Origin of the sequence: Pseudorhodoferax soli (genome assembly GCF_003337555.1) — a bacterium.
Lineage (GTDB): Bacteria > Pseudomonadota > Gammaproteobacteria > Burkholderiales > Burkholderiaceae_C > Pseudorhodoferax > Pseudorhodoferax soli.
On the sequence record NZ_QPJK01000008.1, the window covers coordinates 215,119 to 228,840 of the forward strand.

General features: G+C 59.3%; 9 protein-coding genes and 1 tRNA gene. 9 read left to right on the forward strand and 1 reads right to left on the reverse strand.

The genetic code is table 11. The features are described from left to right. Positions 1 to 49 precede the first annotated feature (49 nt). The 9 genes from DES41_RS26355 to DES41_RS26385 all read left to right on the forward strand — a co-directional run bounded on the left by DES41_RS26355 (position 50) and on the right by DES41_RS26385 (position 9,080). Positions 50 to 694 (forward strand): hypothetical protein, encoded by a 645-nt coding sequence (locus DES41_RS26355; RefSeq protein ID WP_114470592.1) that lies wholly within the window; start codon positions 50 to 52, stop codon positions 692 to 694. 52 nt (positions 695 to 746) lie between these two features. Next, entirely contained in the window at positions 747 to 1,184 is a 438-nt protein-coding gene (locus tag DES41_RS26360; protein WP_114470593.1) for an SDR family NAD(P)-dependent oxidoreductase, read from the forward strand. Positions 1,185 to 1,210: 26 nt separating this feature from the next. Then, complete coding sequence (locus tag DES41_RS26365) at positions 1,211 to 2,074, forward strand: cytochrome b/b6 domain-containing protein (protein WP_114470595.1); 864 nt, start codon at positions 1,211 to 1,213, stop codon at positions 2,072 to 2,074. Beyond that, positions 2,071 to 2,850, forward strand: a complete 780-nt coding sequence (locus tag DES41_RS26370) for a molybdopterin-binding protein (RefSeq protein ID WP_114470597.1) — start codon at positions 2,071 to 2,073, stop codon at positions 2,848 to 2,850. Before DES41_RS26365 ends, DES41_RS26370 begins: the two co-directional genes overlap by 4 nt. Positions 2,851 to 3,549: 699 nt before the next feature. Continuing rightward, positions 3,550 to 3,632, forward strand: a tRNA-Leu gene (locus tag DES41_RS26375). A gap of 467 nt (positions 3,633 to 4,099) precedes the next feature. Further along, positions 4,100 to 5,071, forward strand: coding sequence for an integrase (locus tag DES41_RS26380; RefSeq protein ID WP_245965876.1), 972 nt, complete (start codon positions 4,100 to 4,102; stop codon positions 5,069 to 5,071). A 66-nt stretch (positions 5,072 to 5,137) separates the two neighbouring features. Beyond that, on the forward strand, positions 5,138 to 6,853 hold the full coding sequence (locus DES41_RS37990) for a hypothetical protein (RefSeq protein ID WP_147282963.1): 1,716 nt from the start codon (positions 5,138 to 5,140) through the stop codon (positions 6,851 to 6,853). A gap of 4 nt (positions 6,854 to 6,857) precedes the next feature. After that, complete coding sequence (locus DES41_RS37995; RefSeq protein WP_147282964.1) at positions 6,858 to 8,669, forward strand: hypothetical protein; 1,812 nt, start codon at positions 6,858 to 6,860, stop codon at positions 8,667 to 8,669. Between the two features lie 3 nt (positions 8,670 to 8,672). Continuing rightward, positions 8,673 to 9,080 carry a hypothetical protein gene (locus tag DES41_RS26385; RefSeq protein WP_211333081.1) on the forward strand — a complete coding sequence of 136 codons (408 nt, stop codon included), beginning with the start codon at positions 8,673 to 8,675 and terminating at the stop codon, positions 9,078 to 9,080. A gap of 854 nt (positions 9,081 to 9,934) precedes the next feature. Here DES41_RS26385 and DES41_RS26390 read toward each other — a convergent pair. Beyond that, positions 9,935 to 13,675: an SIR2 family protein gene (locus tag DES41_RS26390; protein ID WP_211333082.1), complete on the reverse strand. Its 3,741-nt coding sequence runs from the start codon at positions 13,673 to 13,675 to the stop codon at positions 9,935 to 9,937. Positions 13,676 to 13,722 lie beyond the last annotated feature (47 nt).

The following is a 13,722-nucleotide window of genomic DNA, read 5'->3' on the forward strand; positions in this document are numbered from 1 at the left end:
GGTAGCGCCGCGCCCCCCATCCGCGACAGAGGTCGCACCGGAGAAACCCATGAACATCGAACGCCACACCAAGTCCCTCCACTGCGTGCTTGCCGGTGCACTGCTTGCCCTCGGCACGTTCGGCAGCCTCGGCAGTGCCGTCGCCGCCGAGCCGGCCGCGCAGAAGATCCGCGTGCGCGGCACCGTCGTCGCGCTGGCCGGCGAGCAGCTGCAAGTCAAGTCGCGCGAAGGCGACACCGTCCACATCGCGCTCAAGCCCGGCTGGTCGGTCGCGGCGGTTGCCAAAGCCAGCGTGAACGACATCAAGCAGGGCGACTACGTCGGCATCGCCTCGCTGCCCAAGTCGGAGGGGGGCGACGGCGCCCTGGAAGTGCTGATCTTCCCGCCGCAGATGAAGGGAACGGGCGAAGGCAGCTACGGCTGGGACCTTCAACCCAACAGCACCATGACCAACGCCACCGTGGGCGATGCGGTCAAGTCGGTGCAGGGCAGCGTGGTGACCGTGAGCTACCACGGCCAGGACAAGAAGATCTCCATCCAGCGGGACACACCGGTCGTCACGCTGGCGCCGGCAACGGCCGCGGACCTCAAGCCCGGGGCGGTGGTCTTCGTGCCTGCCGAGAAGGGCGCCAACGGCGCCATCAGTTCCGGCCAGGTGATCGTGGGCAAGAACGGCGTCGTGCCGCCGATGTGATCGCCCGGCGGGGCACTTCTTCCTCCATCCACTGCAGTTCCGGAGCCCAACCATGCCATTCAATCCAGACATGCACGGCCAGGTCGTGGCCATCGCGGGCGCGTGCAGCCATGCCGGCGCGGCCGCTGCACGGTTGTTGGCCAGCCAAGGCGCCATGCTGATGCTGGGAGGCCGGAGCCTGTCCGCGTTGCACGCGCTGGTGGCCCGGATCGCGGAGGAGGGCGGGTGCGCCCAGTACAGAGCGGCAGACCCGGCGCGCCAAGCCAGCACCGACATGCTGGTGGCCCACACGCTGGATGCCTATGGCCGCATCGACCTGCTGCTGAACCTCGGCGGGAAGCCGAGGCCGGTGCCGGCCGAGCGGGCTGGCATCGACGGGCCCTTCGCCCGGCCCTTCGCAGGGCCGTCAGCGCGACTCTCCATCAACCCGACGCTGGGGGCCACGCCGCAGTCCTGGACGAGCCCGACGTTGCGCGCGTCGCACCCCTAGGCCGCAGCCGGCCCGAAGCGAGTGCTATGCATCTTCCTCCACCGCCCCACGCCCTGGTGCATGCGCGCCCGGCCCAGCGCCAGTTCATCCGGCGGCATGCGCTGACCGTGCGCATCACCCACTGGCTCAACGTGTTGTGCCTGTCCCTGCTGCTGATGAGCGGGCTGCAGATCTTCAACGCGCACCCGCGGCTGTACTGGGGCAAGTACGGCGCCGACGCGGACCAACCCTGGATCGCCATCGGCACCAGGCAGCAAGGCGATGCCGCGCAGGGCTTCTTCGAGATCGGCCGGCTGCGCATCGAGACCACGGGCTGGCTCGGCGTTTCCGATGAGAACGGCACGGCCACCGCACGGGCATTCCCGGCCTGGCTCACGGTGCCTTCTTACCACGACCTGGGGGCAGGCCGGCGCTGGCACTTCTTCTTCGCCTGGCTGCTGGTGTTCAACGGGCTGGTCTATCTGGTGCATGGGCTGTGGCGGCGGCACTTTCAGCGCGACCTGCTGCCCAGCCGCGACCAGCTGGCGCCGCGCCACCTGTGGCAGGAGATCCGCGACCATGCGCGCCTGCGTTTTGCCCGGGGCGACGCCGCGCGGCGCTACAACGCGCTGCAAAAGCTCAGCTACCTGGCGGTGGTCTTCGGGCTGCTGCCGATGATGGTGCTCACCGGGCTGACGATGTCGCCTGGCCTCGATGCGGCGTTCCCGTTCCTGGCCGATTTGTTCGGCGGCCGGGCCTCCGCGCGCAGCCTGCACTTCATCAGCGCCGCGCTGCTGGTGCTGTTCGTCGCGGTGCACGTGGCGATGGTCATCGCCTCGGGGCTCTGGAACAACCTGCGGTCCATGCTCAGCGGCCGCTACGCGATCACGGATGAAGGAGACAAGACATGAGCGCACCACACCTCTCGCGCCGGCGTCTGCTGATGGGGCTGGCCTCCGGTGCGGGCACATGGGCACTCGCAGGCTGCGACGGTCTGGCCCAGAACGCGCAAGTGGACGGCGTGTTGCGGCAAACGGAGAAGCTGACCTTGCGCAGCCAGCGCCTGCTGCTCGGACGGCAGGCCTTGGCGCAGGAGTTCAGCGAGGCCGATCTCTCGCCGGTGTTCCGTGCCAACGGCACGCAGATGCCGGATTCCGACGACTACGCGCGTCTGCTGGAGCATGGGTTTGCGGACTGGCGCCTGCAGGTCGACGGCTTGGTGCAGCGCCCGCAGCGCTTGTCGCTGGCCGAGCTGCGGCGCTTCGCGTCCCGCACGCAGATCACCCGGCACGACTGCGTCGAAGGATGGAGCGCCATCGGCCAATGGCAGGGCGTGCCGCTCGGCCTCGTGCTCGACGCCGCTGGCCTCAAGCCTGGCGCGCGCTATGTCGTCTTCCACTGCGCAGACGAACTGGAGCGCACGCTCGACGGCAGCGGCCGCTACTACGAGAGCATCGACCTGGTCGATGCCTACCACCCGCAGACCATCCTGGCCTACGGCATGAACGGCAAGGACTTGCCGGTGGCGCACGGGGCGCCGCTGCGGCTGCGGGTGGAGCGGCAGCTCGGCTACAAACAGGCGAAGTACCTGATGCGCATCGAGGTCGTCGATGCCTACAGCGGCCTGTGGGGCGGCCGGGGCGGATTCTGGGAAGACCGCGGCTACGAGTGGTATGCGGGCATCTGAGCCACGCCTTTCCAGGCCGGCGCGTCGAACGTCTTCACGCCTGGAGCTTCCATGACCAGCGTCGGGCTTGTGCAGCAAGTGCCTCGCGCTCTGCCGAGCGCAGTGATGGGCGCGACCAGGATCCGCTGGCGCAGCCAGACGACCCGTGTGCGCGTGACGCGGATGGCGTTGCGGTTCACTGGGTGTCGGCCGTGGCAGCGCCTCTCGCCATGTGGCCGCTGGCGTGGGGCGGGTGGCCGTCCTACCCGTCGTTTCAGCTTGCGTCGCAAGCGCCCCGCGTGCGCGTCTCGCGCAAGCGGCGCTGGTACCCCTCCGCCATCGCGCCTGAGGACGAGAGCGGTGACTGCGGCCAGCCGGTGGGCGACGGACGCTGCCATCCGACCGTTGCAGCGAACCTGAGTCCTGTCATCGCGGACGGCGGAACACTCGGAGTGTTCAGTTACTGACGAGTAGCCAGCAATGCACCGCTAAGCGGTTGATTTGCTGGACTTGGTGCCCCGAACCGGGATCGAACCGGTACGCCCCCTCGCGGGTAAGCGGCGGATTTTAAGTCCGTTACTAGCAGGTTTTTTTCCGCACAACCCACTTGCTGGTTTGACACAAAGACACATGGCGCGCTCGATGGAGTAGTGCTTAAACACGTCGCAGTACCTTGCTGTTTACCGACACGCAAGGAATTCACGTAAAATCGAATCTATAGCCGGCGTGGCGTAACGGTAGCCGCAGGGGACTTAAAATCCCCGACCTCAGGTGTGTGGGTTCGAATCCCACCGCCGGCACCAGATAAAGTTGTTGGAGCTCGACCAAGATGACGGTCCCGAGACTGCACACTCTTCCGAACGTACGGTTGTCGAAGGTCAGCCGTGATGCTGGATCAAATTCCCTGCAAATCGGGCAGGACAGCATTGGGCGGCGCATAGGCTATTGGCGTGTTCCCAAGGCTGACGGAGCATACAAATGGACAGTGCTTTTAAGGGTGCCACTGGTGCTAACAAGCAGCGGCGCTCCCTGGGAAGAGGCTTGCCTGTGGCTCCTCAATAGGGCGCAAGCAAATCCGACAGGCATTGCAGGTCTTGGCACAAATGCTCGCGCTTTGAGGGACTATTTGGAGCATCTAGAGGGACTGTGCCTGGACTGGCGAGATTTTTCTTCTGCGAACAAAAATACACGCCCTACCTATGTTTACCGAACGCACCTTTTAAGACTGGTGAACTCTGGCTCGCTTGCATCTAGCACTGCAAGTGGCCGAATGTCTTCGGTGATCCTGTTCTACAGGTTCTTGCAAACAGACGTCCGAATGAGATTCACGCCTGATCACCCGCCTTGGAACGAGAAAGATGTCACCATCGCCTTAATGGACTCCAAGGGTAGGCGCCAACTTCGCACGGTGGCCTCCACCGACTTGGCCATTCGAGAGAAAAACAGGGATGATCCATTCTTAGAGTCGATCATGGACGGCGGAAAGCTACGGCCTCTGGCTCGCGATGAGCAGAAGGCTCTCGTTGCTGCGTTGAAAAAAATTGGGAACCAGGAGTATTTCCTGATGCACTGCGTAGCATTGCTAACGGGCGCGAGGGAGATGACGGCGCTAACTTTGCCGTGGGGCATCTTTGCGAAAATGCCTTGCGAAATCAGTTGGCCGCTCAAAATTCGGTGCGGTCCGGGAACTGGCATAGACACAAAGAACAACGCTACAAATGTGTGGCTGTCCATTCCGCAGTGGCTTTATATGAAGCTGCACATGTATGCAATTTCCGGTCGAGCCGAACGGCGGCGTGCTAGATCAAAAAAAAGGGAAGATCCATCAAACTATCTGTTTCTCACAAGCCATGGAGGTCCTTACTATGAGTGCAAAGATGACGTAGAGATGCTACGCGCTTCCACTGTGTCGCTTAAGAAGTCTTCGCCAATAGGCCAAAACCTTCGGGAGTTCATCAAGCTAAGGGTCATTCCTGAGGTTCAGAAGACATTGCCGAATTTCACTTATCGGTATCATGATCTACGGGCCACTTTTGGTTTGAACTGGGTTGATTCCACTATGGGCGAAAGCGCATCCCCTGAAAAGTTTTCTTGGGCGCGAGACCAACTTCGAAAACTGTTATGGCACAAAAGCGCAGAAACCACTGATCGTTACCTCACCTATCGCGGCAAGATACGGGCAGTTGAGGAGGCGCAACGAGGCTGGGAGAAGTACTTAACAGAATTGGCTGACGGCCGATAGTCAATGGCTAGTTCAGACGACGCGTTTCGGACTCTGAAACCTGCAACGGTTAAGTCTTTGCCGTCCTTGCCATACCCTTTCGCAGCCGCACCGGAAGCGTTTTTGGTAGAGAACTGCGCGCTTCAATTTGAAGATGGAAAGCATTTTCCGCTTCTGATCTGGTGCTACACGACTCGTCGGCTCCATAGGAACACGCATTTCGTCGATGAGCGATCACTTTCGCAAACTCGCATAACTGATGTTCCCGCTGCGATCGGCAGGTTGTCGGCGTGGCATGCGATCATCAATGCGAGGCCTCGCACTATCTCTTCAGCATTCTATGCCTTCTCCATGTTCATGTCGTGGGCGGACAGGCTGGAACACGGCCAGCGTTACGAGGGAGTGTTAGGCGATGAGGAAATTGCGCTTGAGTCGCTCGAGGCATATCATTCCTATCTGCGAAACCAAGTGATGGTCGGCGAGATCGCCCTAAGTTCTGCAGCGGATCGCGAGCAACGAGTCATCAATATGATGAGCGAAATCCACGGGAAAGATTTCGTGGATCTTATTGAGCCGCTCGGTCGGGGCGGAGCGAGCGGAACTGTAGCGCCAGCAGAAAAGGACGTCGCCCTCTTCGTATCCTACGCAGAAGGGGTTTTCGATGCCACAGCGGCATTCTTGCGCCGATATGCGGATGGCAAAAACCAGATCATTGGTCCTGTATCCATAGAAGCGTCCACAATGAACGGATCGGTGACTCTGCATTTGCGTAGTCATTACTGCATCGCCCGACTGGCGGACCTCGCATGTCATTCATTTGCAGCAATTTTTATGGCTGACTCTGGGGCGAACCTTCAAGTCGCTATCGACTACGTCCTGCCGGAAAACCACGAAAATCAGTTGGAGACTCCCGACCGTGTCGGTTTAAAACAGAAGGTCGTAAAATTTCGGGCAAATGGAAAGGAGGTACCGGTGTACCTCACTGCGATAACCTTGAGTCGATTGGCTGAATATCTTGCAATCCGAAAAAGATTGATTGACATGTTGAGGGGGCTCAAGCCGCCGAATTTCCTCATCCGCGGCAGATACGAGGAAGGAGCCTTTCGGCCAACAACCAGTGCAGCTCCTATCAGTCAAAATTTTTTGGTGTCTCTCCGGCGCAACCTGCAGCGAGTTGGCGTTACCTTGCCAGATGTGACGTTTAAACAGTTGCGCGTGCACAAAAACGGATATTTTGCCCGCAGAAACGGGGTGGTGGTCGCTGCACACGCAATGGGTCACACAATTGAAACAGCGATTCGAAGTTATTGTAAAGCAAACGCTGAGTCTGCTAGAGCGGAAATGAGCACTTTTTTTGATTCGCTCGGAAAACGCGTTGTCGAGCTGACTGTAGAGCGTCCGAATGGGGTGCCGCATACAGGTGTCATGGCGGGGAGCTGTCAGAAATTTGGCGATCCTCGTCCCATGGACGCGCCCGTGGTCGTCGAGCCGGACTGCCGGAAAGCGGAAGGATGCTTCTTCTGTGAGAATTTTTGTTTGCACGCCGATGAGATGGACTTGCGCAAATTGCTCTCGTGCCGGTACGTCCTGCAAAAGCTCATACCCTTTAGTGGTGTTTCAGTAACTGCAGATCGCGTTTATTCTGCCGTTCTCCACAAAATTGATCGCTATCTTGAAGAAATGAAAGATTCTATGAGCGGGATCTACGACCGCGTCTCTTCGGATGTTCTGGAAGAAGGTAACTTAACCGTATACTGGCAGGGAAAACTTCAGCAGCTATATCTCTTGCAGATTATTGCTTAGCATGATGAATCTATTAAAGCAAGAATGCCGGATTGGCAGTGAGCCAAAAACTAGTTTTCTGAGCGAAACGCATTTATTTCCCCCGGGCACCGTTATAAGCAGAAATCTTGATGGAATTGTGGCGTCCATTTATGGCGACGACGAGTGGAAGTACAGGTATTCGGATGCGGAAGACGTCTACGAAACGCTCAAATTTCATAAAGGTCCGACGCCTTTGGATGCATTGCTACGCGAGCAAAACAAAGGGTTGATGTGGTGCCACATCGACAAAGGAAGAATGCGGTCGGTGCGTACGATCCGCCACTCCAATTATGCAGTTCGAGCTTGGTGCGAGATCTGCCGGGGGTGTGGGACTGACCTTTTTGCACTCCTTAGAGATCCCAGTGCTGTCGCAGGATATGCCGGAAGCTTCAATATTAACTATCTCAGTCAGACATCTGCACTCATATCCACCCTTGCAAGGAACCGTAGTCGGCTTTCATTCAGCGGTGAAGTGCCGCTGAAATTGGCAAGGACGGTATTAGGTGAAGAGCTCGCATCTCGTGGCGCCTATCGGCAAACCCCGCTTATACCATCAAACATCTATCTTCAGATATTGTCTCGTCTTGTCAGTTCTCTTGATGAAATCGAGAAAGATTTAGATTCTCTTATCCCACTATATTTTAATCCAAAGCCAGTCAGGCTGGGGCCCTATACTGCAAAAGAGTATGATTCGGCGGGTATCCCCGTCGAGGTCGAGAGTCGGCTTGATTATTATCAGGCAGTGCTGATGCTTTGCGTCGTCGCATTTTCGGGAATGCGTAGAAGCGAAGCTAGTTCGATTCGTTTAACTGAATGTTTGCGTGAGTTCGAGGATGGCGGATCTACCCATTACGAGATTTGCGGGTTCACGACAAAATTCAATAAGGGGTTGCCAAAACCCGCGTCTTGGATCACGAGCAAGGAAGGTGCGCGCGCTGTGCAACTCGCTCAAAGAATCTCCGAGGCGGTCGTTGAGAAGCATGGACATGGTAGTTCCGGCAAAGGAAGACCTTATCTTTTTCCGACCTTAAGCAATTCGTGTAAGGAACGGCCAGCTGGTGGGCTGCGCTCATCTCGATCGGCGGTGCTCGCGAACTTTTCTCCGGTCATTGAGCAACGCGACATAGATGAACTGAATCAGTTGGAGCTGGCGCGGGGCTGGCAGCGCGAGGGGATTGAGGTGGGATCGGTCTGGCCGCTTGGCTACCATCAACTTCGTCGTAGCCTATCAGTCTATGCGCATAGGTCCGGTATGGTTAGCTTGCCGGGGTTAAAAGCGCAGCTACAGCACATCACAGATGAAATGCGAGCTTATTATTCCGATGGGTTCTCAAGGGCTACGAATCTCGTTTTGGACAAAGACCATTTCTCTCATGAGTGGAATGCCGCCAAGGCGGAAAGCAGTTTTCTGGCATACACTCTTGGAATCTTGCTCGAAGGGACAGAGGTGTTTGGAAGAGGTGCAGATCGAATGTCAAACACCTTGGGTTCAAGGACACAAGGTGAAGCACTGCAGCTTTTTGAGAGAGGCCAGATCGCCTATCGAGAAACAGTTCTTGGCGGCTGCACCTCGCTCCAAGAGTGCAGCAGCACTCCGTTGTCGCCTCTGCCTTGGGACTGTGTACAAAAGAACTGCGTTAATCAGGTTGTGATTGGAAAGCGACTTGATCATGTGATTAAGACGCAGGAGTCTGTGGTGGCAGCCTTGGTAGGCGAACAGGGGAGCGTCGAATACCGCCTTGAAGCTGACAACCTACGTGTCCTACTTCAAGCTCGAGAGAAATTTAGGAGCTGAATAATGCCGGCGAAATTACAGGTTGAAAAGTACAGGCTTGCATTGGCGAGACTCGTGACTCGCGGCGGGCCTATCAATCTGGACTCGGTCGCCCGCGAGGCCGGTAGCGGGGCCGGATCGATCAAACGCAGTCGCAAGGACTACGCGGATCTCATCAAGGAAATCGATGCTGCATCGGTGGAACCGGTAAATTTTGAGGATGCGGGAAGAACAGAGCCGTCTCAAGATTTAAAAAAGGAGGTGAAGAGGCTTTCAGCCCTTCTCGACGAATCCTTGGAACGCGAGCTTAATCTCTTGGAAGAGGTATATACGCTTCGAGAGGAGAATCGTGAGCTTCGAGTGGGACGTCCGCTCATCGTGGTGCCGCCATCAGCAAGAAGTACACTTCCTTCCTTCGGGCAGCCCAGCTGAAGTTCGTCGTAGGAGTTCAGCTTCGGACATAGACGGCGGCCCTAAATCCTGCAGGCGAGCGCGCAAGTTCCCCCCGACGCGCGATCCAGGACGTAGGCTGCCTCTACAGCTTCTGAGCTTTCTTGCCCTCTTACGTCGCACTTAATGAGTTGGCCCGTATGAGCCGCGGACCCGGCGCCAAATGGGGGTCGGTGAACTAGTCAACCGGCTGGCTGCTTAAGGTGGTGTGCGAGACGGCGACGCGCGAAGCGCGCGAGGTCTATGCCAGGATGGGTCAATATGACTTCGACGTCCACCAACGGGCGGCCCTGCGTGATCAGCCTGGGTTTCGGCAGGGGGACGCCGACACCATCAGCCTGATCGATTTGAGCCAGCGGCGCCCCGGGCGCTGGACACCGTCACCGTGGATCATACGCCCCATGGCATCATGTTCAGCGCCGACCCGCAGGTCCTTAATGTGACGGTCTTCAACGGCAGCAACTAGCCTCCGGCGTCACCAGCGCATGGCCCGGCCAGCTACCGGCGTTGCGGTTGGGCAAGGCAGGTTGGAGATGGTGGTGCACTGCCAAGGGGGTCAGCGGTAGAGGGGGCAGGCCTCCAGGCAGCCGGCTGGCTCTACTGCAGGACGCTGCAAATTGCCAGGTCCGTGTGGAATGAACGCCGGGGCGGGGCCATGCGCGACACCGGGAAGCGCTTTCAGTTCGACGCCGCGCCGCCGCGTTAAGCTCTGGCGCTAATTCGCGGTTTCACGTTTCGGTCACGTGCAGCCAATGCAGCAGTTGGCCCTCAAGAAGGACAGGCGCTTGCCCCTCAAAGGCAGGGATTCCACTGCACCAGGATGTCCTAAGCGAGGCCTAGGCCGTACGAATCTGCGAACGCCGGAACAACTCTGATAGCTGTGAATCCAGTAGAACTTCGGGGCATGATTGAAGTGCCAATAGGACCGCGGACAGTTCGGGAGTTGGGCTCAAGCGGTGACCTGCGAGCGCGACCGACAACATGGAGAGCATGGTTGCCGGATACTGCCGAGCAAGTGACACGCTTGTCTTCAGGGGCATGACGACCCGATAGGGATCCGCGACGGGCACGAGGGCAGGAAGAACAACGTCCATGATGGCCGAATAGAGATCCGGCACGGAAAGCGCAAGCTCGATCAATTCCTGAGAGGCCGTCGGTGACCTGGCCGTCAACTGCTTCGGCCAAGCGTCCTTGAGGAACCTAAGCACTCCGGCCTTCGCGTCGTTGTGCCGAGCGGCCCAGCGGCGAAGCTGACGGAGCACCGCCACGCGAAAGCTGTTGCGAGCTCGAATCAGCACGTCGCGAAGCTGCGTGCTCGAGAGGAGAGCATGCGACGCCTCAGGCTTATCTTCCAGCCACTGGTTGAGCAGGGTGGCGGCAAGCTTCTCTACCAGGCGGCGTTCGAGCGTCTCGCTTGCAGGTAGCTTGGCAAGATGAGGCCACAGTGCGCCGAACAGCTCGGGCGCAGGAAGCGAGGGCGAGGCAGCGAAGCCCGCCCAGAAGGCCTCTCCGTCGGGACCTGATCGCTCGGCGAAGCGGTGAAGTAGCTCGCACGTCCACTCTGGCTCCGCTTGATGCAGCCGTGGCAGCAGGCGAGTCAACGCCGCGATGGCGTAGGGTCGGCGCGCAATGGGCAGCGCAACAAGCTGCTGCATGCGCAGCTTCCACGATGTCGGAAGGGTTTGACCAGGTGAAATTGACGTCAGGCCCGCCGCGATGGAGGCCACCTCGACCAGCTTGCCGGCGGGCCGATTCGAAGCATGTTGACTCCACTGCCAAGACGTATCGGACGGCATCGCGGTCTCCAATGCCAGTGCGCGCAGCATCGCCTTCCACAGGGCCTCGAACGCCTCCGGTTGGCTGGTCACGAGTTGCTTCGCATGGCGGAACATCCACTGCGTCACGGAGTGAGAGATCTCCGCCAGGTGCTGTTGCGTAAGTCGCGACAGCCGCCATGAAATCACGTGGAGCACACGGCAGTTGGAGGCGTCCGGGCCGTCCGACTGCAAGACCACGTTCCATGCCTGATCTGGGAATTGACCTTTCCTCTTCGCGTCGGTGAGCGCCACGAGGGCGCGAGGAAGCCGTTCTTGAGCTAGCCCTGGGAACGGATGTTTCTGGACTTTTGACCACGCGTCGCGCCGCTGTGCCTGAAGATCTTCCTCAAGGATTCGCCCTAGGGGAAGCGCAGTCAGCTCAGCGGGTGAGAAATCGGTCGTGATGGCGTAGACCTGGCCGAAACGTGGCTGGGCCACGGTTTCCAAAGCGTCATCGGTCCACCGCGGCGCCTGTCTTCGCAGTTCTTCAAGTCGTACAAAGGAGTCTGCGGACAGCTTGGCACCATGACGCATAAGCCAATGCAGCCTGTTCAGCCGCTGATGAGCGACGAAGTTCGACTCGTCGGGCATGCCGTCGTACGGCTGCGGTTCGTCGATGAGACGTCCTTCGATCGCGCGACGCTGTGCTTCGGTGAATTCAGCCCAGCGGTCGCGCAGAGAGATCAACAGATCCCGCTCATGTAGGTCTTCCCAGAATGCCGCTCGGCACAGCTCCATGGTCTGTTCGGCAGCCTCCACGCCAGAGCAAAGTTGCTGTTGGCCAAAGGCCCAAATTCGCAAGTGCGTGAAAAGCGCGTCCGACCTGCCCGCCCACATGGTCGCTTCCTTGCGCGCCTGTTGCGAATCCACGGTCATCAGTCTGCGCATCATGTTGACGAATGTGGCGAGTGGGCCGGTCAAGCCATGCCCGTCTTCGTCGAGCGGCGAGCCGTCGTTGGTCCTCACGGTATCGAAGAACAATGACCCAGTCGGATTTACGTCCCGCTCCAGGTCTACCGCGTATTGGAGCGTTTGCCGCAGCTGCTCAAGCGCGTATGGCAACTGAGCGTCTGGAAATTCAAACGGCTCGGGCGGACGCGGGTACTCGACGTCGAAATCCACAACCGGGTCCCCACTGTCAACCGACGCAACGCCAGGGGGTCTGTTAGAACGGTGATTCTGAACTTCGATTCGCGGTCGGAACAGCGCTATGGCTTGGCGAACGAGCGCTCGGCTCCAGCCGTCTGAGTCAGCTTCTCGTTGGATGTCGTATCGGTCGAAGGGAGGCTGCGCAGTGGTTTGCTGCCACGCCTGCAGCAGCAGTCGCCATCCTCCGCGAATCGCGGGCGTGAAGCGTTCTCTGTGGTACCGCAACTCTCGTTCGACAAGCGCCACGGCTGTGGGATGCAGTGCAATCTGACGGCTGGCCCACCACAAGGCTGCAGGCTGTGGGGCGACGGAGGCGATCCACTCGGAGATACGAAGCAAGCGTGGCGAAAGGGACGGGGGCTGGATCGAGTGCGGTCCCTTTAGGTGGATACCAGTTGCGCAATGGCCATCCGCAGCCACAGCGGGTTCCAGGCTTGCGTCGAACCGCTCTTCGAAAGCCTCTTGTGGACGACGTGCAAGCGCCGCCGGAAGCAGGTCGTCGGTTTCGGCTTCGTCAGGCTTGAAGTCCAGCAGGGGCTCCGCATCGTCCTCGGCCGGTCGGCCGCCGACGTTCGTAACCTCGAGCGCAAATGCACCGCAACTTACGGAGATCAACCATTCCGCTGGCGGAGGTTTCATTGCTTGGGCAAGGAGGCTCGTGCCAAGCTCCGTCCGAAGCAAGTGAACGAACTGCCCACGTTGAACTGGTGTCAACGATGTCGGTCCGTCCCTCGCCAAGTCAAGCGTCTTTCGGTGCCATCCTTCCGTGTCGACGGCCCGTTGTGACCATGCGAGCAACGTGTTCCACAACGCGCCGAAGTTGTTCGATGCGTCGAAGGGAATGGGCACGACGCCTTTGTGCGACCACTGAGCAAGGGCCCGCTCGGCAACCCCCTCCTGAAAGGCATACATGCGATGGGCACTTCGCGAGAAGCGGTTCAGGGCTTCCAACAAGTACTGGACCGGTGGATCGTCGGCCGAGTAGCCCACGAAGACGATGGTGAAGCGTTGCAGCAGCCTTTGGATGTAGCGGACGGCCCATCCGTCGGAAAGGTACGCATGCCCAAAGTCGGCACTCGAAAGCACCAATTCGTCATCGATGGCATGGCGGTACGCGTGGTCAACACAACCATGGAGGTGGATCACGCCGTTGAAGTCGCGCGGTCTCAGGGGATCCGGCAGGCTCGGCGGACTGTAGTGCTTCAGTCCGGGGTCGCATTGCTCGAAGAGGCGGTCGAAGTTCGTGGTCACCAATCGGGTCGATCCGGTGGGGCTTGTCGACAGGTCGAGCAGGATGCGATGGGCCGCAAGACTCACGCCGTTTTTCGGCTTGAGCGCAGCTGCAACCGCCGACCGAACGTCGCGGGGATCGAACTCGCGCTCCAGCATGCCGAAGACGCGATCGGTCGCGACCAAGCCTCGGAGTTTCGTCTCTTCCTCGAACTTTCTTGAGGCTTCGAACACCCTGCGAGCCGGACTCTCGGAAGCGGATCCCAGCGAGTTGAGAACGGACTCAGCCAGAGTTGCGAAGTCGGGCAGCCTTGCCTGTGCGAAGGAGACTCCTGCGCCGCAGAAGAACAGGACGTCGCCGGCATCGTGGGCGATCAGCAAATCATCGGGGAGCGAAGGTCCGTCTGAGATAAAGCGCATTTCTTGGT

What these genes read in the sequence shown, in the direction of transcription:
- DES41_RS26355 (WP_114470592.1), top strand. Translation starts at nt 50, where the DNA reads ATGAACATCGAACGCCACACCAAGTCCCTCCACTGCGTGCTTGCCGGT.
- DES41_RS26360 (WP_114470593.1), top strand. Translation starts at nt 747, where the DNA reads ATGCCATTCAATCCAGACATGCACGGCCAGGTCGTGGCCATCGCGGGC.
- DES41_RS26365 (WP_114470595.1), top strand. Translation starts at nt 1,211, where the DNA reads ATGCATCTTCCTCCACCGCCCCACGCCCTGGTGCATGCGCGCCCGGCC.
- DES41_RS26370 (WP_114470597.1), top strand. Translation starts at nt 2,071, where the DNA reads ATGAGCGCACCACACCTCTCGCGCCGGCGTCTGCTGATGGGGCTGGCC.
- DES41_RS26380 (WP_245965876.1), top strand. Translation starts at nt 4,100, where the DNA reads ATGTCTTCGGTGATCCTGTTCTACAGGTTCTTGCAAACAGACGTCCGA.
- DES41_RS37995 (WP_147282964.1), top strand. Translation starts at nt 6,858, where the DNA reads ATGAATCTATTAAAGCAAGAATGCCGGATTGGCAGTGAGCCAAAAACT.
- DES41_RS26385 (WP_211333081.1), top strand. Translation starts at nt 8,673, where the DNA reads ATGCCGGCGAAATTACAGGTTGAAAAGTACAGGCTTGCATTGGCGAGA.